Here is a 22,892-nt window from a genome sequence, read left to right on the forward strand (position 1 = left end):
TATTCCAAAGCTCCCGAAGCGCGACATAAAGCCGCTGCAAATAGTTGTTTTGCCACGGTTTTGACTTGTCCCCGTTTGCTGTGGAGCCGGCTGTGAATAACGTGGGAGTAGCTGGCTGGAGGCCTTTGAATCCGTGGCCTGCAGAGCTGTGATTGTTTTTTGATCAGGCAGTTTTGCGCAACTTCAAGGCTGCTTTGTCAACCTTTTTGTTCGTGATGAAAGTGTGCGGAATCAGCGTGGACAAGCCTGTGGATAAGTCTGTGATTAAACTCTGGAAAGACTCGGCTGAAGGCCGTGGTTACTGGCTTGGCGCCATCGCCGGTTTGACCCGTCAGTCATGAAAATGGCCAAGGGCTACACAGCCGGTACTTGAGGGTCAAGCAAAAAAGTTTTAAAACCCCACGCAAAGCCTTGTGGATAGCGGCTTGCAGCTTTTCCACTTGCCCCCAAAGACTGTGGACCGGCCTGTGGATAACGTGCGCGCACATGGCTGCAGGCCACGTTGGTAAAGGGCTTGCCGGAGTTGAGCGTTTTTTGCACAGCTTGAGCGGTGGTTGCCGCTGCGAACAAGGCCGGGCATGCTGCCTGCTGATTTTCTATTCCAATGGCTGGCGATCAGCCGAAGCAAGGAGAACACGATGTCCAACACCCTGTTTATTACCGGCGCGACCTCCGGTTTTGGTGAAGCCTGTGCCCGTCGTTTTGCCGAGGCCGGCTGGAAACTGGTGCTGACGGGGCGTCGTGAAGAGCGCCTCAATGCGCTGTGCGCCGAGCTGTCCCAGCAAACGGAAGTCCATGGCCTGGTGCTCGACGTGCGTGATCGCAAGGCCATGGAGGAGGCGATTGCCAATCTGCCGCCATCCTTTGCCAAACTGCGCGGGTTGATCAACAACGCCGGGCTGGCCCTGGGTGTTGACCCGGCACCCAAGTGCGACCTGGACGATTGGGACACGATGGTCGATACCAACGTCAAAGGCCTGATGTACAGCACACGTCTGCTGTTGCCACGCCTGATTGCCCACGGTCGTGGTGCCGGCATCGTCAACCTGGGTTCCATCGCCGGCAACTATCCGTACCCGGGCAGCCACGTGTATGGCGCGACCAAAGCGTTCGTCAAACAGTTCTCCCTGAACCTGCGCTGCGACCTGCAAGGCACGGGCGTACGGGTCAGCAACATCGAGCCGGGCCTGTGCGAGAGCGAGTTTTCGCTGGTGCGTTTTGCCGGTGACCAGGAGCGCTACAACGCCACTTACGCGGGCGCCGAGGCGATTCAGCCGCAAGACATCGCCGAAACCATCTTCTGGGTGCTCAACGCCCCGGCACACATCAACATCAACAGCCTGGAGCTGATGCCGGTGAGCCAGACCTGGGCCGGGTTTGCCATCGACCGTAAATCTTAAGACCGTATAACGGCTATTCGCGAGCAAGCCCGCTCCCACAGGTTCAACGTAATCCTTGTGGGAGCGGGCTTGCTCGCGAAGGGGCCGGAACAGGCAAAACCGGACATCAGCTAGACTCCTCCCTCAAGCTACCCGCCACACCCGGCGGTCCAGAGGTACCAGAGGAGATCAAGTGAGTAATCGAGGCGAGCAGTCGCTGCTCAAACAATCGACCTTCCTGATGCTCGCCGTGACATTTGCCGGGATCATCACCGGTTTTGTTTCAGGTGCCCAATCCATCCTGTTCGATGGCTTCTTTTCGTTAATCGCGGCCTTCATCAAGGTCCTGATGCTGATCACCGCCCGGCTGATCGCCAAAGAAAGCAATCAGCGCTTCCAATTCGGTTCCTGGCACCTGGAGCCCATGGTGCTGGTGATCGAAGGTTGTTTCATATTCCTGGTGGCCGTTTATGCGTTTCTCAACGGTGTGTTCGGCATCATCAGTGGTGGCCGCGAGGTCGAACTAGGCCTGGTGATCGTCTATGCGGCGGTGTTCACCGTCGTCGAGCTCATTTATTTCTTCTACGTCCGCCATCGCAATCGCACACTCAAATCATCACTGATCCAGTTCGACAACATCAGCTGGCTGGTGGACGCGATGCTGTCGGCGGGCCTGCTGGTGAGTTTCCTGATCGCGCTGCTGCTCAAGACTCAGGGGTACGACAAGTGGGCGGTGTATGTCGATCCGATGATCCTGATTCTGCTGGCCTTGGGCATGCTCCCCCCGGCCTTCAAAATCCTTGGCCCGGCCTTACGCGATGTGCTGGGGATCGTCCCGGATCAACTGGACGACAAGGTGCGTCAGGTGATGGAGGTGGCGAAGGTCGAGCATGGTTTCGACGATTACATTTCCTACGTGCAGAAACACGGCAGGGCCTGTTTCATCGAAATACACATCGTGTTGCCGAAGGATTACTGGCTGGACGGCGTGGGGCAACTGGACAGTCTGCGTGAGGAAATTTCCACAAGGCTTGGCGAGCCGGACGCCGCGCGATGGCTGACCATCAGCTTTACCGGGGATCGCAAGTGGATTGAGTGATTGGATTTCACCTTGTGGCGAGATATTCCGCCAACCCGCGATAACAGGTCGCCAGGTGATAAGGCGTGGTTGACGGCATGTCCTTGCGGCTCACTTCGCCCTGCTCATCGCGACACTCATACCAACCGCCCGTATGCAGAAAGCGCTGTTGCAACGCCTGCAATTGGCGTTGTACCGATGCTTCACTGCCCGGGCGCAAGGTCAGGGCACGCAAGTATTCGGCCTGTGCCCAGATGCGTTGGGTTGCGTCGCGAGGGTGGTCGTCCAGTTCCAGCATCGCTCCCACGGCACCGGTCTGCTGATCGACACCCCATTGCTCGGTGAACGCAAACGCGCGCTCCAGCGAGGCATGCAGTGTCGAGCCGCGCAGCAGTGGCGAGGATTGCAACAGGAAATACCATTCGAACTGATGGCCCGGCTCGAACCAGTTATCCACAGCTCCGAGCGGCTTCTCCATCAACACCGCGCGTTGCGGGTCGATGAAGCGCTTTTGCATGGCTGTGCATAACTCGACGAGCGCGTTCTGCACAGCCGCGTCTTCGCGCACCGACAGAGTGGCGAGGAAGGCTTCGGCCAAATGCATCAGAGGATTCTGCAATGGCCCGGAGTCGAGCGAGGACCAATCACGGTCCAGGCTGGCTTCGTACAGGCCGTCGCCGGTGGCGAAGCGCTGCGACACCACTTCCAGTGCGGCGTTGAGCACTGATTCCACCAATGGCTCGCGGACCTTGTCCCAATAATGCGCGCAGGCGAACAGGATAAAGGCGTGGGTGTAGAGGTCCTTGCGCTGATCCAGCGGCGTACCTTGCGGGTCGATGCTGTAGAACCAGCCGCCATGCTCGGCATCGTGGAAATGCCGTTGCAAGGAACGGAAAAGCGCCGCCGCGCGTTCTTCAGCCTTGGGCACCTGACCGATCAGGCTGGCAAACAGGTACAACTGCCGCGCACAGGCCATGGCCCGGTAGCGTTGTGGGGGCAGCGGCCGATGTTCGGCATCCAGCGCTTCGTAGGGCAACGCCATGTCGGCATTCCAGCCCGGGCCCTGCCAGAGCGGCACGATGACGTTCAGGAAATGCTGTTGCACCGAGGCGAACAGAGCGGTCAATTCAGGCTGAGAGGCGGAGCGGGAAACAGGCGGCATTGGCTGGCGTCGTCACGGCAGGGGCGATTGCGCGACATGTTAGCAGAGGGGCAGGAATCAAGCTCAAGCGGCAAGCTGCAAGCAAGAGCAGTTCAGCTTGCCGCTTCACGTGATCAACCCGCCAACAACCACACGCCGGTCGCCGCCGAAGCCGCACCCGCCAATCGCACCAACGGTGCCGCCGCCTGCGGCAACACCCGCACCAGCGCATAACCTGCCGCGTGCAACACAGCCGTCGCCGCGACGAAGCCTGCGGCGTAGGTCCAGGGACTCGACATCTCCGGCAGTTCCAGACCATGGGCCACACCATGGAATAGCGCAAACAACGCCGTCGCAGCCAGCGCCATGCCCAGTGGTGGACGCACTGCCAATGCCACCGCCAGGCCCAGCGCCAGTACCGATGCCGCAATCCCGCTTTCCAGTGCCGGCAGGTTCAATCCTTCAAAGCCCAGCAAGCCGCCGATCAGCATGGTGCCCACGAATGTGCATGGTAGGGCCCAGCGCGCAGCACCTTTCTGCTGCGCCGCCCACAACCCCACCGCGAGCATCGCCAGCAGGTGATCGAGACCGCCAAGCGGATGGCTGATACCGGCGATCAAGCCATTGTCGCCGTGCCCCGGATGGGCGAAGGCGAGGGCCGGAGTCAGCAGCAGGGCCAGGGCGCCGAAAATGCGTTTGAGTGTCATGGATAAGCTTCCTTGTTGATAATTCGTAATCAGGCCGCGTTCAGCAAACCCTGGCGTTCGATGAAGGCGATGATCTCTTCCAGACCCAGGCCGGTTTTCTGATTGCTGAACACGAATGGCTTGCCGTTGCGCATGCGCTGCGTGTCGCTGTTCATCATGTCCAGTGAGGCGCCGACCAGCGGCGCCAGGTCAATCTTGTTGATCACCAGCAGGTCGGATTTGCAGATCCCCGGCCCACCCTTGCGCGGCAGTTTGTCGCCGGCGGATACGTCGATCACGTAGATGGTCAGGTCTGACAGTTCCGGGCTGAAGGTCGCGGAGAGGTTGTCGCCACCGGACTCCACGAGAATCAGGTCCAACCCCGGAAAACGGCGATTGAGTTGATCCACGGCTTCGAGGTTGATCGAGGCGTCCTCGCGGATGGCCGTGTGCGGGCAGCCGCCGGTTTCCACGCCAATGATGCGTTCCGGCGCCAGGGCTTCATTGCGCACCAGAAAGTCGGCGTCTTCGCGGGTGTAGATGTCGTTGGTCACGACGGCCAGGTTGTAGCGCTCGCGCAGGGCAAGGCACAGGGCCAGGGTCAGGGCGGTTTTGCCGGAACCGACCGGGCCGCCGATGCCGACACGCAGGGGTTGTGTGTTCATGTGATTCTCCAAAATAAGGGGCCCTAGGAACGGAACAGGCGGCTGTATTGGCGCTCATGGGCCATACACGCCAGGGACAGGCCGAAAGCGGCGCTGCCGTAATGATCGGGATCGATTCGAGTGGCGTTCTGTTGAGCCTGTTGAAGCAGCGGCAACAGTTCGCTGGTCAGGCGCTGGGCGGCTTGCTGACCCAATGGCAAGGTCTTCATTAGCACCGCCAACTGGTTTTCCAGCCAGCTCCACAGCCACGCGGCCAGGGCGTCCTGCGGGTTGATCTGCCAGGCGCGTGCGGCCAATGCCCAACCCAGGGCCAGATGTGGCTCGGTGCGTTGTTCGAGGAAGGCGCGGGCGGCAGTGTCGAGTTCCGGCAAGCCATTGAGCAGTTGCTGCAACGAGTAGCCCATCTGCCGGCTCTCCTGATGCAACTCGCGGGTTTCGCGACTGGCGCGGTGTTCCTCGCAGCGTTGCAGCAATTGGCCCCAGTTGTCCTCACTGGCGGCCATGCAATGGGCGAGCAATAACGGTGCCTCGAAGCGGGCCAGGTTCAGCAACATCTGATCGCTGATCCAGCGTCGGGCGCTGTCGGAGTCGTGAACGCGGCCGTTATCCACCGCCATTTCCAGCCCTTGGGAGTAGCTGTAGCCGCCAATCGGCAATTGTGGGCTGGCCAGGCGCAGCAGTGCCCAGGCCGGGTTCATGGGCGTACGCCGAACTGGTGCAGTTTCGGCGCGTAGTTGAAGTCTTCATCGCCGTGACGCGAATGATGGTGGCCACCGCCATAGGCACCGTGTTCCGGCTGGAACGGCGCTTCGATGTTCGTGGCAACGGCGCCGAGTTGTTCGAGCATAGCCTTGAGCACGTAATCGTCGAGCAGGCGCAACCAGCCGTCGCCGACCTGCAGGGCGACATGGCGGTTGCCCAGGTGATAGGCCGCGCGAGTCAGTTCGAAGGCATTGGCGCAGGTGACGTGCAGCAATTGTTCGGGGCGGGCGCAGACACGCACGATTCGCCCGTCTTCGGCTTGCAGGCATTCGCCGTCATGCAACGGCGGCTGGCCGCGCTCCAAAAACAACCCGACGTCTTCGCCTTCGGCACTGAAACAGCGCAAACGGCTTTTGCTGCGGGCTTCGAACGTAAGGTGCAGTTCGGCGGCCCAAACGGGTTGAGGGTCGATTCTGCGGTGAATCACCAGCATCGGAAGGCTTCCAGCTATGAACATTGTTCAGGCTAGAGCAAGGGGCTTGCCAATCGACGTGATGCGTAGGAAATGCCTGACGGTGGTGTAGGACGGGATTTTTTGATGTGAGGTTTTTGGATGAATTTAGTGCGCTGCTTTTGCGCTGCGCACCAAGATGATGCGATGCGCGTCACTGTAGGAGCGAGCTTGCTCGCGATGGCTGTGTGTCTGTCATATGAATGCTGACTGTGCCGACGCCATCGCGAGCAAGCCCGCTCCCACAGGTTTACTCAGTGCTGCCCAGCCCTTGCCAATGTTTGAGGCCGATAAAGATAAAACGCAGTTGCTGGGTGATTTTCGCCTGGGGCGTCAGGTGCTCGGGCAAGGCTTCGGTTGGCGGGTCGATGATATCTGGCAGGGTGGCGAACACGCTTTTGACGATCAGATCCGCCATGACGCTCAGGTCTGCGATGTCCAGATGCTGCAGTTTCGGCATCAGTGACAAATCCGCCGCCAGGTCCGAACTGATGTCTTCACGCAAACGGCCGATGGCCTTGCGTACCGGCAGCGAACCGCCGTATTGCTCGCGGGCGAGAAACAGGAACTGCGAACGGTTGGCGCTGACCACATCGAGAAAGATCCGCACCGAGGCATCGATGATGCCGCCCATCACGAATTCGTTGTGTCGTACCAGGCGAATGGTTTCGCGGAATGTCTGGCCGACTTCGCTGACCAGCACCAGGCCCAGTTCATCCATATCGGCAAAATGGCGGTAGAAACCGGTCGGTACGATGCCGGCGGTTTTCGCTACTTCGCGCAGGCTCAGGCTGCCGAATCCTCGGCCGCCGTCCATCAGGCGCCGGGCAGCGTCCATCAGGGCGTTACGGGTCTGTTGCTTCTGTTCGGCGCGGGGCAGCATCGCAAGGGCGTTTTCTGGACAGGGACGCGGCGCACTCTAGCAAATCGGCTTTGCCTGCGTCGAACGACTGTGGGGGGATCGAGCGGGGAAGTGCGACATCTATCAAGCGGACCGCTGAAAAGTCAAAAGCCCAATCCGGGGATTGGGCTTCTTTTCAGGGCGGCCATGGGGCTTAGCTCAGGGCACTGTTGCGTTCGATCACACGATCACCACCGCCTTCAGCAAGGGTTTGACCTTGTGGGGTACGATCCGAACCGCCTTCAGCAAGGGTTTGACCTTGTGGGGTACGATCCGAACCGCCTTCAGCGAGGGTTTGACCTTGTGGAGTGCGGTCGGAACCGTCGGCAGCAAGGGTTTGACCTTGTGGGGTGCGATCCGAGCCATCAGCGGCAAGGGTTTGACCTTGTGGGGTGCGATCCGAACCGTCAGCGGCAAGGGTCTGGCCCTGTGGAGTGCGATCGGAACCATCGGCAGCCAGGGTTTGGCCTTGTGGAGTACGGTCCGAGCCATCCTGAGTGATCAGGCCTTTTTCTTTCAGGCGATCATTACCGCCTTCGGCAAGGGTCTGACCTTGTGGAGTGCGTTCAGAGCCATCGGCGGCGACAGTCTGGCTGAACACCGAGTGGTTCTGTTTCACTTGTGGCGTAGCCTGGTCAGCGGCTGGCAGGGCAAAAGCAGTGCTGGCCAGCATCGAGAGGGAAAGGCTAAGCAGTAGTTGGCGTTTCATGATTGTTTTGCTCCTTGGGGGGGGGCGAGAAAGTGGGTACGAGAGCAATGCTACTCTCGATAAGTCGATATAAAAGTTCATAAACGCAATGGTAATAATCAACGGAATTGATTGTTTGCTGCGGAGGCTCTAGGCCGGGCGTTTCCGGCGAGTTGATTTGCACCGATGTGGGTATTTTCGACTCACCTGTGACATGCAAAAGTGCGGGGTCGGTAACGCTGGTTGACCAGCTGGTCATTGTTTGACTTTGAGAAAACTGTCTGTCGATTAAACCTGGCGGGTTTTTATCAGTCGTAGACTTCATGGCGAGCCGCTTGCGGTTCCCCGTTTCACATGTGCGTCGCAGTCGGGGCGCCCGGTCGTATCAGGAGCCTTGTGCAATGACGCGCACTCAAAAGACGTTTGTCTGGACCCTTTCCACTTTCCTTACCTTGTTGGTGGTGCTGGTGCTGATCATCGTGTTCTTCGACTGGAACCGGATCAAAGCGCCACTCAACGCCAAAGTTTCCGAAGAACTGCACCGCGCTTTTGCCATCAACGGCAATCTGTCGGTGGCCTGGCAGACCGAACCCGATGAAAACGGCTGGCGCGCCTGGGTTCCGTGGCCCCACGTGGTGGCCGAGGACCTCAGCCTGGGCAATCCGGATTGGTCAAAGCAACCGCAGATGGTCACCCTCAAGCGGGTAGAACTGCGTATTTCTCCCCTGGCATTGCTGGCGCAGCGGGTGGTGATCCCGCGTATCGATCTCACCGAGCCGAATGCCCACCTGCAACGCCTGGCTGACGGGCGCGCCAACTGGACCTTCAAATTCGACCCGAAAGACCCGAACGCCGAGCCCTTCAGCTGGGGGGTGGATATCGGCGCGATCGGCTTCGACAAGGGCCACGTCATCCTCGACGACCAGAGCCTGATGACTCAACTCGACGTGCTGATCGATCCATTGGGCAAACCGGTTCCGTTCAGCGATATCGTCGGCGACAAAGCGGCGAAAGCCGCGCAGGAAAAGGGCTCGTCACCCCAGGATTATGCGTTCGCCCTCAAGGTCAACGGCCAGTACCACGGCCAGAAACTCGCGGGCCAGGGCAAGATTGGCGGGCTGTTGGCGTTGCAGGACGCAGCACGGCCGTTTCCGCTTCAGGCACAGTTGAAGATCGGCGATTCCAGCGTTGAACTGGCCGGTACCCTGACCGATCCGATGAATCTCGGCGCCCTGGACCTGCGCCTGAAACTGGCCGGCACCAGCCTGGGCAACCTCTATCCGCTGACCGGCGTAACCCTGCCGGACACGCCACCCTATGCCACCGACGGCCACCTGATTGCCAGGTTGCACGAGGCCGGTGGCGCGGTGTTCCGCTATGAAGAATTCAACGGCAAGGTCGGTGAGAGCGACATCCACGGCAACCTGACTTACGTGGCCAGCCAGCCACGACCAAAACTCAGCGGCTCGTTGTTGTCCAATCAATTGTTGTTCGCCGATCTGGCGCCGCTGATTGGTGCCGACTCCAACGCCAAACAGAAGGCCCGTGGCGGTGACAGCAAACAACCGGCGGACAAGGTTCTGCCGGTCGAAGAGTTCAAGACCGATCGCTGGCGCGATATGGACGCCGATGTCGAGTTCACCGGCAAGCGCATCGTGCACAGCGAAAAACTGCCATTCAACGACCTGTACACCCATCTGGTGCTCACCGATGGCGTGCTCAGTCTCGAGCCGCTGCGTTTCGGCGTAGCTGGCGGCAAGCTGGATGCGCAGATTCGCCTGAACGGCCATGCCGAGCCGTTGGAGGGCCAGGCAAAACTCACCGCGCGGGGCTTCAAGCTCAAGCAGTTGTTCCCCGGCTTTGAACCAATGAAAACCAGTTTTGGCGAACTCAACGGCGACGCTGATATCAGTGGTCGCGGCAATTCGGTGGCCAAGCTGTTGGGCAGCGCCAATGGCAATCTGAAAATGCTGATCAATGATGGCGCAATCAGTCGCGAACTGATGGAGCTGGCGGGCCTGAACGTCGGCAACTATGTGGTTGGCAAGATCTTTGGCGACAAGGAAGTGAAGATCAACTGCGCGGCCGCTGACTTCGGTATCCAGTCCGGCCTGGCGAGTACCCGCTTGTTTGTGTTCGACACCGAGAACGCGATCATCTACATCGACGGCACCGCCAACATGGCGACTGAACAACTGGACCTGACCATCACCCCGGAATCCAAGGGCTGGCGCCTGCTTTCACTGCGCTCGCCACTGTATGTGCGCGGCAAGTTCATCAAGCCCGATGCCGGGGTCAAGGCCGTGCCGTTGATGCTGCGCGGAGCCGGGATGGTCGCGCTGGGCGTGATCGCCGCGCCGGCGGCAGGGTTGCTGGCGCTGGTGGCACCGAGTGGGGGCGAGCCGAATCAATGCGCGCCGTTGCTGGAGCAGATGAAGGCGGGCAAGGTGCCCAAGACCGTCAAAAACTGATTCGTGCAAACAGTGTTCAAGCGCCGCAAGCCTTCGATTCGGGGGCGCTTGAACGTCGTGCACTGTCCAGGCTTTCAATCCAGGTCGGCGGGTACAGGAATTTGCAGTAGCCTTGTTTCAATGTTGCGCCCCAATTTCTTGAGGACATCGGCTCTTACCAGGTTGTAGTGGCGCTCATCCAGTAAGCTGCACAACAGCCAGCTGTTGGTCTGACGGTCGTTGTCAGCGCTCAAGACAGGCTGCTCGAGAATATCGATGGAAATCTCGTGAAGCGTTTCGAACGCCACTTGCAGGGTTACCACGGTTTTGTCGTTGCGAATAATCGTCAGCAGAACAGCCGTTGAAACCGGTGTGTCCGTGGTGGTGCTCACAATAGCGTTTTTTTGCAGCTTTTCGACTATTGCCCTGATTGCCGGTGAATCACCCGGGAGGTTGACCAATTGGGCCAAGGCAATGGCGAGCGCTTGTCGTTCGTCTTGTGGAAGGGCACTCCCGGCACTTTGTTCCACAACACTCGACAGGTTTATGTTTTCAAATTCGAGTTGCTGAGTCGCTCGGTTATTAACAATCCAGCCAAATTTTATAACTGTATCTGTATAGGTGGACCACGAAGTTGCGCGGGGGCTGTTTTTTTGTTCCGCCACCAATTCACCGAACAGACTGGATGTTAAAATATCGTTTTTGAAACTGTCAGTGTGCGGGCCGCAAAAAATCATAATGTTGCCATTGACAAGCCAGGTATCAGAGACTGTTTTTTTCATGTTTTTTCCATCGCGACGTGTACGCGGGAAGTTGTTTAAATCGGCAAGTATTTGCCGATTTAAACGTATCAGCGACTGTTAGAAGTCAGGCAGGTCAGCAATGAATTTCTTGCCATTTTCGCTGAATTTTTCGTACAGGCTTTCACGCAAGCCGGAAAAGACCTTAGTGTCCAGGTAAGTGCGTACGGCGCCCGATTTTATCGTGGTGGACTGCTTGGTCGATTTCCAGAACAGAATGCCATGGGTGCTTTCCCTGGCATCCATGGCGATGCAGTTGAGGAGCATGTTCGCTTGCCCGCTGTTATCAACCCAGACCGGCGCGATGTCGAATTTTGTCTGAGCGCCGAGCTTTTTGTAGCTATCAAAAATCTTAATGGCACCGGGATTGTTCTGCACCGCCTCAACTGCCTTTTTGGCAACCCCGGCGAGAATTTGAGCAGCACTGGCGCCAATCAATCCTGCTGCTACTTCCAAGGCAACCTGATCCATCGTCAGGGCGGCTCTCTTGATAGTGACCTCCTGGATGTTCCTGTTTTGAGTCACCCAACCCAGCTTGCTCAGGCCGTCAACATAGTAACGATACCACTCGAAAAGTTGCGCGTCTTCGGGGAAATTTTTGGTGGCGGCATTTTGCATGACTAATTTGCACAAGTTGACATCGTCGATGACTACCTGCGAAACGCCGGGCAGGAATGCATCGATAGTATTAGGCATGACGCTGGCAGTTGGTTTGTCGATATCGTGCTCAGGCTTTTCAGGGGACTCAGGCAGTTCAAGTAGCGAGCGCTGTGTGGTGACTGGAAAGGTTGGCAGGGAATCAATAAATTCAAGTCGTTGTTCAAGTAGCATGAAAGTAATCCTTTACTTGTTTTTTAAACAGCCGGTTGGCTGTGGTTGTTAGAGTAAGTTAGTTTTTTTTAAAGTCTAGTTGGGGTTTGTAACTTCAGGTTTTATTGTGCTTTAAATGTTTTAATGCGGTGGTGTCGGGTTAAATGGTCTTGTGACTTGCGAAAGTATGTAGTGTTTTCGTTTCCTGATCAGCGCACCGCATGCCCGGACAACAATGCCTCCTCACGCAACCACGCAAAAAACGCCCGAACCGGTGGATGACGTTCGCGTCCCGGGACGCACAGTGCGCTATAGCCAGCACCATCGACCTGGATTTCTCCCCGGTACGGCAGCAACAGACCACCGGCCACGCTTTCCGACACCAGGATATTGCTTGCCAACACCAGACCTTGCCCGGCAATCGCCGCTTGCAGGGCGTAATGCTCTTCGTCGTATTCGCGCACGGCGGGCCGGCCGCTCGACCAGGTTTCGCCGGAGCGAGCGCACCAGGCCTCCCAGCCGTGGGCATACAGCTTCGAGTTGTGCCAGCGCACGCTGATCAGCGTCGGGGCACGACTCGACGCCAGGGCCACTTGTTCGGGGGAACCGTAGACACCGAAGGACTCATCGAACAGGCACTGGCCGTACAGGTTGGGGTAGTCGTCGAGGCTGTAGCGCAGCACCAGATCGACACTGGCGTCCTGATGCAGATCGATGACCTCGCAGTGGGTATCGAGACGTACGTTGATGTTCGGATGCCGGGCGTAGAAGCGTCCCAGCCGTGGCACCAGCCACAGCGCGGCGAAGGCAGCGGTGGTGGAGACCGTCAGGTTGGCGCTGCTGCGTTGCGGGCGCAGGGTGTCGACACTTTGCGCCACTTCGAGGAAAGCCCCGTGCAGGCTCTGGAACAACCGTTCACCGCACTCGGTCAGGCGCACCTGGCGTGGCAGGCGCTCGAACAGCGGTACGCCGAGCCAGCTCTCCAGGGAGCGGATCTGATGGGACACCGCCGTCGGGGTGACCGACAGTTCTTCGGCGGCAGCCTTGAAGCTCAACAGGCGTGAGGCGGATTCGAAGGCACGCAGGGCGGTCAAAGGTAGCGAGGCGAACACTGAAAGCTCCACGGATGAAATGGATTCATCCTGAATGATTTTTGCTCATTTGAAGAGGCGCAGCTGACAGCTTCAAGCTGCAAGCCACAAGCCGTTTGAGTTTAGTCCTTGAGGAGGTTCAGATGAGTAAAATTCTTGCCGTTCATGCCAGTCCACGTGGTGAACGCTCTCACTCGCGCCGTTTGGCCGAAGTGTTTCTGACGGCCTGGCAGGCCCGTCATCCACAGTCACAGTTGACCCGGCGCGAAGTCGGTCGGGCGCTGATACCGCCGGTCAACGAAGCATTCGTGGCCGCCGCGTTTTACCCCGAGCCTGATGCCCGGCCATTATCGATGCAGGCCGACCTGGCGTTCAGCGACGAGCTGGTCGGCGAACTGCTGGGCCACGATGTGTTGCTGATTTCCACGCCCATGCACAACTTCAGCGTGCCCAGTGGCCTCAAGGCCTGGATTGATCAGATCGTGCGCGTCGGGGTGACCTTCGATCACACCCTGGACAATGGCGTGGCCCAGTACCAACCGTCGGTGCAGGGCAAAAAAGCCCTGATCGTCACCAGCCGTGGCGGCTTTGGTTTTGGTCCGGGAGGCGAGCTGGAAGCCATGAACCATGCCGACACGCTATTGCGCACGGTGCTCGGATTCATCGGCATCACGGACGTCACCGTGGTGGCCGTCGAGGGTGAAGAGTCCGCCGAACGCACCTTTGAGATCTCCGCCGCCGAGGCTGAGCGGCGCTTGTTGGCGCTGGCCGGGGAGTTCTAGATGGCCTGGCTGTTTCTGCTGATCGCCGCCGGGTTCGAAGTCACCTTCGCCATGGGCATGAAGTACGCCGAGGGCTTCACTCGGCTCTGGCCTTCGCTGATCACTGTGGTGGCCGCTGTGGGCGGGATCTACTTCCTGACCCTGGCCATGCGCGAATTGCCGGTGAGCATTGCATACCCGATCTGGACCGCCATCGGTTCGCTGGGCACGGTGTTTCTCGGTTTCGCGCTGCTGGGTGAAAGCCTGACCGCAATCAAACTGGTCTCGGTCGGGCTGATCGTGGCGGGCGTGGCGGGGTTGAAGTAGGGTGGATGACATAGACTTGTCGTCGAGTTGTCATCTTCGCTGGTGATGCTTGGCGGATGTCTTGCTTCCGCCTTGCGTCACCCTCCGACCACAAGGATGTCCACCCATGTCGCAAGGTTCTGCCCCGCGCTATCCGCTGGTGTTGGTACCCGGAATGCTCGGGTTTATCCGCCTGGTGCTTTATCCATACTGGTACGGGATCGTCGAGGCATTGCGCCGTGGTGGTGCGGTGGTGTTCGCCGTGCAGGTCTCGCCGCTTAATTCGAACGAAGTGCGCGGCGAGCAACTGCTGGTACGCATCGAGGAAATCCTGCGGGAAACCGGGGCCGGCAAGGTCAACCTGATCGGCCATAGCCAGGGCTCGCTGACCGCCCGTTATGCGGCGGCAAAGCGTCCGGACCTGATCGCTTCGGTGACCTCGGTTGCGGGGCCGAATCACGGTTCGGAACTCGCCGATTACCTGCACGAGCATTATCCCCATGACAGCATGCGTGGCCGGTTGCTGTGCTTTTTGCTGCGGATTATCAGTGCGCTGATGGGGTGGCTGGATACCGGTTACCGCGGGCCGAAGCTACCGGTGGATATCCATGCGTCCCACCACTCCCTCACCACCGCTGGCGTCGCGCTGTTCAATCAGCGTTATCCACAGGGGCTGCCCGACATCTGGGGCGGTCACGGGCCGGAAGAGGTCAACGGCGTGCGTTATTACTCCTGGTCCGGCACATTGCAACCGGGCATTACCGATCGCGGGCGCAACCTGCTGGATGGCACCAACCGCAGTTGCCGGTTATTCGCCAAAACCTTCGTCTGCGAAGCCGGGCATTGCGACGGCATGGTCGGGCGCTACAGCTCGCACCTGGGGACGGTGATTGGCGATGAGTATCCGCTGGATCACTTCGATATCGTCAACCAGTCACTGGGGCTGGTGGGCAAGGGGGCCGAGCCGATCAGGTTGTTTGTCGAGCATGCGGCGCGGCTGGCGGCGGAAGGCGTCTAGACCGCGTTATCGTTCTTCGTCGGAACGCCGCCCGGACCAAGCCCGCTCCCACAGGGGAATGCATTCCAAATGTGGGAGCGGCGGTGCGACGATTCGACTTGCTCGCGAAGGCGGCGGCTCAGGCAACACTGACCTTGCGACCCAACACCGTCGTCCAACGCTCGGAAACAATCACCCCGCCCAAGGTCAACACTCCGCCCACCAGGTGATACATCGCCAGTTGTTCATGCAGTACCACTGCCGCAATCAATGCGGTAATCAACGGCAGCAAGTTGAAAAACTGCGTGGTCCGGCTCGGACCCAAACGCACCACGGCCTGCATCCACGCCAGCGGCGCGACCATCGAAGCCAGCAGGCAGGCGTACAACACCAGCGGAATATTCTGCAGGGTCGCGCCGACTTTCGGTGAGGCGAGGAACAGCGGAAACAGCACCACCACGGCCACCAGTACCTGCAAATACAGGAGCACCAGCGGCGGCAGTTTCAGCTGCCATTTTTTCAACAGGGTGCTGTAGACCGCGTAGGCCAGGGTGGCGATCAGCATCATCGCGTCGCCCAGGTTGACCCCGTGCTCCAGCAATATGCCAAGGCTGCCGGATGACACCACCACCAGGACACCGGTGAATGACAGCACCGCACCAGCCAGGGCCCCCATGGTCAGGCGCTGGCCGAGGCTGATGATTGCCATGGCGAGCGACATCAGCGGCATCAGCGACAGGATGATGCCCATGTTGGTGGCCGTAGTCAGGCTCGCGGCGAAGTACGCCAGGCTTTGATAGACCGCCATGCCGAGAACACCGAGGACAAGGATCTTGCCCAGGTTCGGTCGGATCAGCGGCCAATGGGCGAGCACCGGTTTGAGCATGAAGGGCGTGAACAGCAACCCGGCCAGCAGCCAGCGGTAGAAACCGATCTCGGCGGGGAAGATCGCCCCGGCCGACATTTTGGTGATCACGGTGTTGCCGGCCCAGATAAAAATGGCCAGCAGGGGATAAGCGTATTGCATCGGGAAAAACCAGAACGTTAATGAGGGGCAATTATCCGCTTGTCTGGATGCAAGCCTATACTTCGAACCAGACAACCCGCCCCTGATGACGGACAGCATGAGCAGTAAACACATCGACCTGCTGGACTTCAGCGAACTGCCGTCGGCGGTGTACTTCCGCTACGCCGATTTCGACGCCCACGAATACGCAGCACCCCATCGACATCCCTGGGGGACGCTGGAATATGCAGCCCATGGCGTGCTGCACATGGACGTCGAGGGCAGCCGCTTCATGTCGCCACCGCAATACGCGGTGTGGGTACCGCCGCAGATCGAGCACAGTTTCTATAGTCACCAACCGGTCAACTACCGCGCCGTGTGCCTGGCGCCCAAGGTGTGCACCGATCTGCCGTCGCGAGCCTGCACCCTGGCCATCAGCGACATCCTCAAGGCGATCCTCAAGGACTTCGCGGCTCGGGACGTGAAAATTCCCGAGCAGGCTGCCGATCAGCGTCTGGCCCAGGTATTGGTGGACCAGCTACGACAGGCGCCGGTGCACGAGTGCTATTTGCCGTACGCCAGCAGCCCCGGACTGTTGGGGATCCTGGAAGCGTTGCAGGCCGAGCCGGGGGATAACCGGCCGCTGTCGGAATGGGCCGCGCGCATCCATGTCAGCGAGCGCACGCTGGCACGGCAGTTCATGCGGGAACTGGGCATGAGTTTCGGCGAGTGGCGCCAGCGCCTGCGCTTTCTGGCGGCAATCGAAGCGCTGGAAAGCCCGCGAAGCATTCAAGAAATCGCCTTCGACATGGGCTACAGCACTGGCTCTGCGTTTATCGCAATGTTTCAGCGCCAGGCCGGGTGCACGCCGGAGCAGTATCGACGCAGCCATCTGGAGAACAGGAAGGTGTAACAGGGGTTGTCTACACTCCAGTACGAGGCCACGCCCCTCGGTGTGGCAACAAGGAGAAAACTCCATGAAGATGTTGCGTGTCCCTTTGTTGATGATCGGTTTGCTGCTCTGTTCCCAAGGCTTCGCCGCCACAGCCCAACAGGAAAAGATGACCACCTGCAACGCCGACGCCACGGCCAAAAGCCTCAAGGGCGACGAGCGCAAAGCCTTCATGAGCACCTGCCTGAAGGCCGCTCCGGCGGCAAACGATGCCGGTAAAGCCTTGACGCCGCAGCAAGAGAAAATGAAAACCTGCAATGCCGACGCCGCCACCAAGGCCCTCAAGGGGGATGAGCGCAAGGCGTTCATGAGTGATTGCCTGAAGAAAAAATAATTCACAGGGATCAACTCAGTCGAGTGTGGGAGCGGCGTTGTATGGGCTGACTGGGGAGTTTCACAATTTGCCCTGCCCCCGACCAAGGTCGCCCCACACAATCCCTAGTGCTCGCACCGGATCGCTGGCAGACTGCCAATCCTTTTTATGCCGTTCGTTTTTGAGGCTGTATGCCAACGTTTTCTCAGCGTCAAGTTTTGCTGGTCATCAGCTGGGTCATCATTTTTGGCGGGTTGCTGCTGGTCCTGCCGCTGCGGTTGCTGCCCAGCCTGCTCGCCGGGTTGCTGGTGTTCGAACTGGTCAACATGCTCACCCCGCAACTGCAACGACTGATTGAAGGCCGACGTGCACGTTGGCTGGCAGTGGCGTTGCTGGGGACTCTGATTGTCAGCGTACTGTCGCTGATCTTTGCCGGCGCCATCAGTTTTCTGCTGCACGAAGCGGAAAACCCAGGTGCTTCCCTCGACAAGTTCATGGGGGTGGTCGACCGTGCACGCGGGCAACTGCCGCCGTTCATCGACGCCTATCTGCCGGCCAGTGCCGCCGAGTTTCGCGTGGCAATCGGCGAATGGGTCAGCAAGCACCTCAGCGATTTGCAACTGGTGGGCAAGGACGCGGCGCACATGTTCGTGACCTTGCTGATCGGCATGGTGCTGGGGGCGATCATTGCCTTGCAGCGTGTGCCGGACCTGACCAAGCGCAAGCCGCTGGCTGCGGCGCTGTTCGATCGCCTGCACCTGCTGGTCCAGGCGTTTCGCAACATCGTGTTCGCCCAGATCAAGATTTCCCTGCTCAACACCTTCTTCACCGGGATTTTCCTGGCGGTGATCCTGCCGCTGTTCGGCATCAAGCTGCCGCTGACCAAAACCCTGATCGTGCTGACGTTCCTGCTCGGCCTGCTGCCGGTGATCGGCAACCTGATGTCGAACACCCTGATCACCATCGTCGGTCTATCGCTGTCGATCTGGGTCGCCGTGGCGGCGCTGGGTTACCTGATTTTTATCCACAAGCTCGAATACTTCCTCAACGCGCGCATCGTCGGCGGGCAGATCAGTGCCAAGTCGTGGGAGTTGCTGCTGGCGATGCTGGTGTTCGAGGCCGCGTTCGGCCTGCCGGGGGTGGTGGCGGGGCCGATTTACTACGCGTATCTGAAGAGTGAGTTGAAGCAGGTGGGGATGGTTTGATCCGCTGGATCTTTATTGCCTGATCTGGCGCCTTCGCGAGCAAGCCCGCTCCCACATTTGAGCGTATTCCATCTGGAGGAACTCGGTTGAATGTGGGAGCGGGCTTGCTCGCGAAGGGCGCACCGCAGATTTCGGATCAGTCCATCGAGCCGTAGCGTTTTGCAGCCTCGATCGCCAGACCGCTGCCGATACTGCCAAAGATGTTCCCTTCCACATGCCGCGCCTTCGGCAGCATCGCCGAGACGCTGTTGCGCAGCGCCGGGATACCACTCGAACCGCCGGTGAAGAATACCGTATCGACCTGGTCGACCCGCACGTCGGCGTTTGCCAGCAGTTGGGTGACGCTGTTACGCACCCGCTCCAGCAGGCTGTCGATGGCCGACTCGAACAGTGCACGGCTCAAGTCCACACTCAGGCCCGCTTCAATGCGGTCCAGCGGCACGTGGCGGCTGTCGGCGTGGGTCAGCTGGATCTTGGTTTCTTCCACTTCCATCGCCAGCCAGTGCCCGGCGCGCTGCTCGATCAGTTTGAACAGGCGATCGATGCCGCCCGTGTCCTCGATGTCGTAGCGCATGCTGCCCAAGGCCAGCTGGGATTTCTGTGAGTACACCGAGTTGATCGTGTGCCAGGTCGCCAGGTTCATGTGGTGGCTGGTGGGCATGTAGGCGCCGCTCTTCATCCGGCTGCCATAGCCGAACAGGGGCATCAGGCCGGCCAGCGAAAGTTGCTTGTCGAAATCGGTTCCGCCGATGTGCACGCCGCCGGTGGCGAGGATGTCATCCTGGCGGTTATCCACAGCGCGACGCTCCGGCGACAGACGCACCAGGGAGAAGTCGGACGTACCACCGCCGATGTCGACGATCAGCACCAGCTCTTCTTTCTCGATGGTCGACTCGTAGTCGAATGCCGCAGCAATCGGTTCGAACTGGAACGAGACTTCCTTGAAGCCGATCTTGCGCGCCACATCGACCAGGGTGTCTTCGGCTTCCTTGTCGGCCATCGGGTCGTCATCGACAAAAAACACCGGCCGACCCAGCACCACTTCTTCGAACTCCCGACCGGCGGCTGCTTCGGCACGGTTCTTGAGCTGGCCGATGAACAGCCCGAGCAGGTCCTTGAACGGCATCGCCGTGCCCAGGACGCTGGTGTCGTGCTTGATCAGCTTGGAGCCCAGCAGGCTCTTGAGCGAGCGCATCAGGCGGCCTTCGTAGCCTTCCAGGTACTCGTGCAGCGCCAGGCGGCCGTACACCGGGCGGCGTTCTTCGATGTTGAAGAAGACCACCGACGGCAGGGTGATCTTGTCGTCCTCCAGCGCGATCAGCGTTTCCATGCCGGGGCGCAGCCAGCCGACGGTGGAGTTGGACGTGCCAAAGTCGATACCCACGGCACGGGCTGGAGATGCGTTGTTCATGTCTTTCAGGTTCCGGTTAAAAAACGGCCGCGCAGTGTATGTCAGAGCGCGCCAGATTCGAAGGCCGGTTATCTGCTAATTCTTCGCAAACAATGCCTTGAAAGATGGGGCATTCCCCCCAAACTACCCTGCATCAACCGGACAGCCGCGAGAGTGCTCGCAAGAAGCCCCGCCTGCTGCCGATAAACTTCTGCTGCGCCACCCGGTCACAAACTTGAGATCGGTCAGACCAATGGCTGCAAACAAGCGCATGCTGTGGCCTGTGGCGCGATTTGATAACGGATGGTGATTCCCGCGATGGACTTCAAAGACTATTACAAGATTCTCGGTGTGGAGCCGACCGCAGACGATAAGGCGATCAAGGCCGCCTATCGCAAGCTGGCGCGCAAATACCACCCTGACGTCAGCAAGGAAAAGGATGCCGAGTCCAAATTCAAGGACGCTTCGGAAGCCTATGAAGCGCTGAAAAGCGCCGACAAACGCGCCGAATACGATGATTTGCGCCGCTATGGCCAGCATGGCCAGCCGTTCCAGGGACCACCGGGATGGCAGAGCCGTGGTGGTTTCGGTGGCGGCGGTCAGGACACGGGCGATTTCTCGGACTTTTTCAGTTCGATCTTCGGCAACCGTGGGCCAGGCTTTGGGGGTGGAGGACAGTCGCGTCGCAGCACCGGACGTCGAGGGCAAGACGTGGAAATGGAACTTGGGGTTTTTCTCGAAGAAACACTGTCGACCGAGTCGAAGAAGGTCACCTTTCAGGTGCCGCAGTACAACGCGGCCGGCCAGCATGTAAGCAACACCAGCAAAAGCCTGAACGTGAAGATCCCCGCCGGTGTGACCGACGGCGAGCGCATTCGCCTCAAGGGGCAAGGCGCTCCGGGTGTGGGTGGCGGCGCCAATGGCGACCTGTACCTGACGATCCGTTTTGCTCCGCATCCGAAATTCGACGTCGAAGGCGAGAACCTGATCATCACCTTGCCACTGGCACCGTGGGAGCTGGCGCTGGGCGCCGAAGTCGCCGTGCCGACCCTGACCGGCAGGATCAACCTCAAGGTGCCGGCCGGCAGCCAGAACGGCCAGCGCATGCGCGCCAAGGGCCATGGCCTGATGAACAAGGCCGGTGAGCGCGGGTTCCTGTTCGTGCAACTGAAAGCGGTGATGCCGAAGAAATCCGACGATGACATCAAGGCCCTGTGGCAGGAGCTGGCGAAAAAAGCCGCGTTCGACCCGCGAGAGCATTTTTGATCCCTTGGAACCAAGGAGACACTGACAATGAGCAGTCCCCTGAACGTTCAACTGGACATGGCAGAATTCTGTGAGGCGACCGAGCTGTCGGCCGTCTACGTGATCGAAATCGTCGAACACGGCATCCTCGAACCTCAGGGTGCTCAGCCCAAGGACTGGCGTTTCAATGACTACGAGCTGACCCTGGCCAAGCGCGCCGCCAAGCTGCGGCGCGACCTTGACCTGGAATGGGAAGGCGTCGCCCTGGCGCTGGATCTGCTCGAAGAGGTCCAGCAACTGCGGGCCGAGAACCGCATGCTCAAGCAGCGATTGGGGCGGTTGTTGGTCGAGTAGGTGTTCTGTTGTATTTGCCTGGTCTGTCAGACCGCTTTCGCGAGCAAGCCCGCTCCCACAGGTTGTTCACCGTCCATGTGGGAGTGGGCTTGCTCCGGGCGGCGTTCCGACGAAGAACGATAACGCGGTCGCCAGGTATTAAACGTTCCTGGGCAATACCACGGTAAACAGTGTTCCGGCCGCCTCGCTGGAACTCACCTCGATGGTGCCCTGATGGGCATTAACCACTTCCTTGACGATAAACAGGCCGAGCCCAAGGCTGGTAGAAGGCTGGCCCAGTTCTTCGTCGGCGCTGCGCACCATCGGATCGAAGATCGTGCCGATGGCATCTTCGGGAATGGGGGGGCCGTAGTTGTGAACGGTCAGGCGAACTGTTTCCGGCTCGCCTGTCAGGGTCACGGTCACGTCGTGTTTGTTCGAGCCATGTTGCAGCGCGTTGCCGATCAGGTTTTGCAGTAGTTGCTGGAGTCGCCCGGCATCCCAGATGCCGCGGGTATCACCCACGGTTTTCAGGGACGGATCGCATGCGGGATTGCCGGCGCAGGCCTCGGCGATGGCTGCGTGTACTGCATCGGCCAGGTCCATGGGCGCCGGATCGATCGGCAGGCTCTTGCCCAGGCGACTGCGCACCAGTTCCAGCAAATCGCTGACCATCACCGCCATGTGCCGGGTGCCGCGCTGGATGTGGGTCGCACAGGTCAGGGCATCGCCCTCGAGAGTGGTTTTGCGCAGGAGCATTTCGATGGACATGCTCACCGCTTGCAGAGGCGCGCGCAGATCATGACCGAGGATCGCCAGAAAGATGTCCCGCGAACGGTTGACCTGTTCGGCATAGGCCGCGGTGGATTCGGCCAGGGCTTCGTCGATGGCTTCGTTGAACCGGATCATGTCCTGGAAACTGGCCATGTCGGGAGACTCAAGACTGTTGATCCACAGGCGGATCACGCAAGCGCGCAGGTGACGGAATTCGCTGGTCATCTGCACCAGGTCGAAGCCCACGGTGTGCCGCAGTTCGCCGTGGCTGGCGCCGGCCTGGTCCAGGCTTGGGGTTTTTTCCGGGCCTTCGCCGCAGGCCTTGGCCGCCTGTTCAGTGGGGGACTGGGGCTTGCTCATGTCCCGCGCCGCTGCCAGCAGGATCGATTTCGCGTGGTCGCGCAGGGCGACGCAGTCCATGAATTCGGCGGCCGGGGTGATGGTTTTGGCGAACTGCTCCCACTCATCGACGATGCAATCAACGCGCTGCACGATGAATTCGGAAAGGCGCATGTCAGGTCCCCTGAGCATTGGCTGGAAAACAGCCAGAAGCATATTAGCGCCTTTCACGAAAAAAAGAGCGCGCGCCCGGTGCCATGAACGGGAGCCTCCAGGGTGGTACTTATATATTGAAACAGCCCTGATTTTCGAACTGTGCGGTGCTTCAAAGGGGATCGGCTCAACAGTTATTTGGTCTTTTATTCAAGG

At 59.5% G+C, this 22,892-nt stretch carries 25 protein-coding genes; 12 read left to right on the forward strand and 13 right to left on the reverse strand.

Translation table 11 applies throughout. The annotated features are described in order from the left end of the window. The first annotated feature begins 152 nt into the window (after positions 1-152). The 3 genes from AC06G5_RS02610 (at position 153) to AC06G5_RS02620 (ending at position 2,478) form a co-directional block, all read left to right on the forward strand. On the forward strand, positions 153-341 hold the full coding sequence (locus tag AC06G5_RS02610) for a hypothetical protein (RefSeq protein ID WP_413425374.1): 189 nt from the start codon (positions 153-155) through the stop codon (positions 339-341). Positions 342-638: 297 nt separating this feature from the next. Further along, positions 639-1,400, forward strand: coding sequence for an SDR family oxidoreductase (locus AC06G5_RS02615; RefSeq protein WP_413425372.1), 762 nt, complete (start codon positions 639-641; stop codon positions 1,398-1,400). Positions 1,401-1,572: 172 nt separating this feature from the next. Further along, entirely contained in the window at positions 1,573-2,478 is a 906-nt protein-coding gene (locus AC06G5_RS02620) for a cation diffusion facilitator family transporter (protein WP_413425370.1), read from the forward strand. Positions 2,479-2,485: 7 nt separating this feature from the next. Here the strand turns inward: AC06G5_RS02620 and AC06G5_RS02625 are convergent, their stop codons facing one another. The 7 genes from AC06G5_RS02625 to AC06G5_RS02655 all read right to left on the reverse strand — a co-directional run bounded on the left by AC06G5_RS02625 (position 2,486) and on the right by AC06G5_RS02655 (position 7,772). Beyond that, positions 2,486-3,619 (reverse strand): AGE family epimerase/isomerase, encoded by a 1,134-nt coding sequence (locus tag AC06G5_RS02625; RefSeq protein ID WP_480458948.1) that lies wholly within the window; start codon positions 3,617-3,619, stop codon positions 2,486-2,488. A gap of 113 nt (positions 3,620-3,732) precedes the next feature. Beyond that, positions 3,733-4,305 (reverse strand): HupE/UreJ family protein, encoded by a 573-nt coding sequence (locus AC06G5_RS02630; RefSeq protein ID WP_413425366.1) that lies wholly within the window; start codon positions 4,303-4,305, stop codon positions 3,733-3,735. Positions 4,306-4,334: 29 nt separating this feature from the next. After that, entirely contained in the window at positions 4,335-4,949 is a 615-nt protein-coding gene (ureG, locus tag AC06G5_RS02635; RefSeq protein WP_413703666.1) for an urease accessory protein UreG, read from the reverse strand. Between the two features lie 23 nt (positions 4,950-4,972). After that, positions 4,973-5,647 carry an urease accessory protein UreF gene (locus tag AC06G5_RS02640; RefSeq protein WP_413703665.1) on the reverse strand — a complete coding sequence of 225 codons (675 nt, stop codon included), beginning with the start codon at positions 5,645-5,647 and terminating at the stop codon, positions 4,973-4,975. Next, the gene (gene ureE / locus AC06G5_RS02645) at positions 5,644-6,144 is read right to left on the reverse strand and encodes an urease accessory protein UreE (protein ID WP_413425360.1); all 501 of its coding nucleotides are present in this window, start codon (positions 6,142-6,144) and stop codon (positions 5,644-5,646) included. Before ureE ends, AC06G5_RS02640 begins: the two co-directional genes overlap by 4 nt. Before the next feature lie 268 nt (positions 6,145-6,412). Further along, positions 6,413-7,045 carry a TetR family transcriptional regulator gene (locus tag AC06G5_RS02650; RefSeq protein ID WP_008016847.1) on the reverse strand — a complete coding sequence of 211 codons (633 nt, stop codon included), beginning with the start codon at positions 7,043-7,045 and terminating at the stop codon, positions 6,413-6,415. 172 nt (positions 7,046-7,217) lie between these two features. Continuing rightward, complete coding sequence (locus tag AC06G5_RS02655) at positions 7,218-7,772, reverse strand: WD40 repeat domain-containing protein (RefSeq protein WP_413425358.1); 555 nt, start codon at positions 7,770-7,772, stop codon at positions 7,218-7,220. Between the two features lie 380 nt (positions 7,773-8,152). Between AC06G5_RS02655 and AC06G5_RS02660 the strand changes: the two genes are divergently transcribed. Next, positions 8,153-10,222 carry an AsmA family protein gene (locus AC06G5_RS02660; RefSeq protein WP_413425441.1) on the forward strand — a complete coding sequence of 690 codons (2,070 nt, stop codon included), beginning with the start codon at positions 8,153-8,155 and terminating at the stop codon, positions 10,220-10,222. A 74-nt stretch (positions 10,223-10,296) separates the two neighbouring features. Here AC06G5_RS02660 and AC06G5_RS02665 read toward each other — a convergent pair whose 3' ends face one another. From AC06G5_RS02665 to AC06G5_RS02675, 3 genes are all read right to left on the reverse strand, one after another. Next, a complete protein-coding gene (locus AC06G5_RS02665; protein ID WP_413703664.1) occupies positions 10,297-10,983 on the reverse strand; it encodes a hypothetical protein in 687 nt (228 codons plus the stop codon). Positions 10,984-11,061: 78 nt separating this feature from the next. After that, the gene (locus tag AC06G5_RS02670) at positions 11,062-11,832 is read right to left on the reverse strand and encodes a hypothetical protein (protein WP_480458949.1); all 771 of its coding nucleotides are present in this window, start codon (positions 11,830-11,832) and stop codon (positions 11,062-11,064) included. 188 nt (positions 11,833-12,020) lie between these two features. Then, on the reverse strand, positions 12,021-12,935 hold the full coding sequence (locus tag AC06G5_RS02675) for a LysR substrate-binding domain-containing protein (RefSeq protein WP_413425447.1): 915 nt from the start codon (positions 12,933-12,935) through the stop codon (positions 12,021-12,023). Between the two features lie 110 nt (positions 12,936-13,045). Between AC06G5_RS02675 and AC06G5_RS02680 the strand changes: the two genes are divergently transcribed. From AC06G5_RS02680 to AC06G5_RS02690, 3 genes are all read left to right on the forward strand, one after another. Further along, entirely contained in the window at positions 13,046-13,684 is a 639-nt protein-coding gene (locus AC06G5_RS02680; RefSeq protein ID WP_413425449.1) for an FMN-dependent NADH-azoreductase, read from the forward strand. Then, positions 13,685-13,990, forward strand: a complete 306-nt coding sequence (locus AC06G5_RS02685) for a DMT family transporter (protein ID WP_413425451.1) — start codon at positions 13,685-13,687, stop codon at positions 13,988-13,990. Between the two features lie 106 nt (positions 13,991-14,096). After that, positions 14,097-14,987, forward strand: a complete 891-nt coding sequence (locus AC06G5_RS02690) for an esterase/lipase family protein (protein ID WP_413425453.1) — start codon at positions 14,097-14,099, stop codon at positions 14,985-14,987. Between the two features lie 118 nt (positions 14,988-15,105). Here the strand turns inward: AC06G5_RS02690 and AC06G5_RS02695 are convergent, their stop codons facing one another. Further along, positions 15,106-15,993 (reverse strand): DMT family transporter, encoded by an 888-nt coding sequence (locus AC06G5_RS02695; RefSeq protein ID WP_413425455.1) that lies wholly within the window; start codon positions 15,991-15,993, stop codon positions 15,106-15,108. A 97-nt stretch (positions 15,994-16,090) separates the two neighbouring features. Between AC06G5_RS02695 and AC06G5_RS02700 the strand changes: the two genes are divergently transcribed. From AC06G5_RS02700 to AC06G5_RS02710, 3 genes are all read left to right on the forward strand, one after another. Then, positions 16,091-16,885, forward strand: coding sequence for an AraC family transcriptional regulator (locus AC06G5_RS02700; RefSeq protein WP_413425457.1), 795 nt, complete (start codon positions 16,091-16,093; stop codon positions 16,883-16,885). Positions 16,886-16,949: 64 nt separating this feature from the next. Next, entirely contained in the window at positions 16,950-17,258 is a 309-nt protein-coding gene (locus AC06G5_RS02705) for a PsiF family protein (RefSeq protein ID WP_111284342.1), read from the forward strand. Between the two features lie 170 nt (positions 17,259-17,428). Continuing rightward, positions 17,429-18,442: an AI-2E family transporter gene (locus AC06G5_RS02710; protein WP_008016836.1), complete on the forward strand. Its 1,014-nt coding sequence runs from the start codon at positions 17,429-17,431 to the stop codon at positions 18,440-18,442. A gap of 136 nt (positions 18,443-18,578) precedes the next feature. Here the strand turns inward: AC06G5_RS02710 and AC06G5_RS02715 are convergent, their stop codons facing one another. Next, positions 18,579-19,853 (reverse strand): Hsp70 family protein, encoded by a 1,275-nt coding sequence (locus AC06G5_RS02715; protein ID WP_413425460.1) that lies wholly within the window; start codon positions 19,851-19,853, stop codon positions 18,579-18,581. A gap of 297 nt (positions 19,854-20,150) precedes the next feature. On the opposite strand from AC06G5_RS02715, the gene AC06G5_RS02720 reads away from it, so the two are divergent. Both AC06G5_RS02720 and AC06G5_RS02725 read left to right on the forward strand, forming a co-directional pair. Next, a complete protein-coding gene (locus AC06G5_RS02720) occupies positions 20,151-21,098 on the forward strand; it encodes a DnaJ C-terminal domain-containing protein (protein WP_413703663.1) in 948 nt (315 codons plus the stop codon). A 27-nt stretch (positions 21,099-21,125) separates the two neighbouring features. Further along, positions 21,126-21,431 (forward strand): chaperone modulator CbpM, encoded by a 306-nt coding sequence (locus AC06G5_RS02725; protein ID WP_413425464.1) that lies wholly within the window; start codon positions 21,126-21,128, stop codon positions 21,429-21,431. A 138-nt stretch (positions 21,432-21,569) separates the two neighbouring features. Here the strand turns inward: AC06G5_RS02725 and AC06G5_RS02730 are convergent, their stop codons facing one another. Next, on the reverse strand, positions 21,570-22,697 hold the full coding sequence (locus AC06G5_RS02730; protein WP_413425466.1) for a sensor histidine kinase: 1,128 nt from the start codon (positions 22,695-22,697) through the stop codon (positions 21,570-21,572). Positions 22,698-22,892 lie beyond the last annotated feature (195 nt).

The sequence above is a fragment of the Pseudomonas sp. WT-JTC genome (assembly GCF_056711565.1).

Excerpts from the sequence above, each read along its gene's own strand:
- ureE (WP_413425360.1), bottom strand. The coding sequence starts at position 6,144 with ATGCTGGTGATTCACCGCAGAATCGACCCTCAACCCGTTTGGGCCGCC.
- AC06G5_RS02665 (WP_413703664.1), bottom strand. The coding sequence starts at position 10,983 with ATGAAAAAAACAGTCTCTGATACCTGGCTTGTCAATGGCAACATTATG.
- AC06G5_RS02720 (WP_413703663.1), top strand. The coding sequence starts at position 20,151 with ATGGACTTCAAAGACTATTACAAGATTCTCGGTGTGGAGCCGACCGCA.
- AC06G5_RS02660 (WP_413425441.1), top strand. The coding sequence starts at position 8,153 with ATGACGCGCACTCAAAAGACGTTTGTCTGGACCCTTTCCACTTTCCTT.
- AC06G5_RS02655 (WP_413425358.1), bottom strand. The coding sequence starts at position 7,772 with ATGAAACGCCAACTACTGCTTAGCCTTTCCCTCTCGATGCTGGCCAGC.
- AC06G5_RS02685 (WP_413425451.1), top strand. The coding sequence starts at position 13,685 with ATGGCCTGGCTGTTTCTGCTGATCGCCGCCGGGTTCGAAGTCACCTTC.
- ureG (WP_413703666.1), bottom strand. The coding sequence starts at position 4,949 with ATGAACACACAACCCCTGCGTGTCGGCATCGGCGGCCCGGTCGGTTCC.
- AC06G5_RS02695 (WP_413425455.1), bottom strand. The coding sequence starts at position 15,993 with ATGCAATACGCTTATCCCCTGCTGGCCATTTTTATCTGGGCCGGCAAC.
- AC06G5_RS02730 (WP_413425466.1), bottom strand. The coding sequence starts at position 22,697 with ATGCGCCTTTCCGAATTCATCGTGCAGCGCGTTGATTGCATCGTCGAT.
- AC06G5_RS02705 (WP_111284342.1), top strand. The coding sequence starts at position 16,950 with ATGAAGATGTTGCGTGTCCCTTTGTTGATGATCGGTTTGCTGCTCTGT.
- AC06G5_RS02700 (WP_413425457.1), top strand. The coding sequence starts at position 16,091 with ATGAGCAGTAAACACATCGACCTGCTGGACTTCAGCGAACTGCCGTCG.
- AC06G5_RS02640 (WP_413703665.1), bottom strand. The coding sequence starts at position 5,647 with ATGAACCCGGCCTGGGCACTGCTGCGCCTGGCCAGCCCACAATTGCCG.
- AC06G5_RS02625 (WP_480458948.1), bottom strand. The coding sequence starts at position 3,619 with ATGCCGCCTGTTTCCCGCTCCGCCTCTCAGCCTGAATTGACCGCTCTG.
- AC06G5_RS02670 (WP_480458949.1), bottom strand. The coding sequence starts at position 11,832 with ATGCTACTTGAACAACGACTTGAATTTATTGATTCCCTGCCAACCTTT.
- AC06G5_RS02715 (WP_413425460.1), bottom strand. The coding sequence starts at position 19,853 with ATGAACAACGCATCTCCAGCCCGTGCCGTGGGTATCGACTTTGGCACG.
- AC06G5_RS02615 (WP_413425372.1), top strand. The coding sequence starts at position 639 with ATGTCCAACACCCTGTTTATTACCGGCGCGACCTCCGGTTTTGGTGAA.
- AC06G5_RS02710 (WP_008016836.1), top strand. The coding sequence starts at position 17,429 with ATGCCAACGTTTTCTCAGCGTCAAGTTTTGCTGGTCATCAGCTGGGTC.
- AC06G5_RS02630 (WP_413425366.1), bottom strand. The coding sequence starts at position 4,305 with ATGACACTCAAACGCATTTTCGGCGCCCTGGCCCTGCTGCTGACTCCG.
- AC06G5_RS02690 (WP_413425453.1), top strand. The coding sequence starts at position 14,097 with ATGTCGCAAGGTTCTGCCCCGCGCTATCCGCTGGTGTTGGTACCCGGA.
- AC06G5_RS02725 (WP_413425464.1), top strand. The coding sequence starts at position 21,126 with ATGAGCAGTCCCCTGAACGTTCAACTGGACATGGCAGAATTCTGTGAG.
- AC06G5_RS02650 (WP_008016847.1), bottom strand. The coding sequence starts at position 7,045 with ATGCTGCCCCGCGCCGAACAGAAGCAACAGACCCGTAACGCCCTGATG.
- AC06G5_RS02680 (WP_413425449.1), top strand. The coding sequence starts at position 13,046 with ATGAGTAAAATTCTTGCCGTTCATGCCAGTCCACGTGGTGAACGCTCT.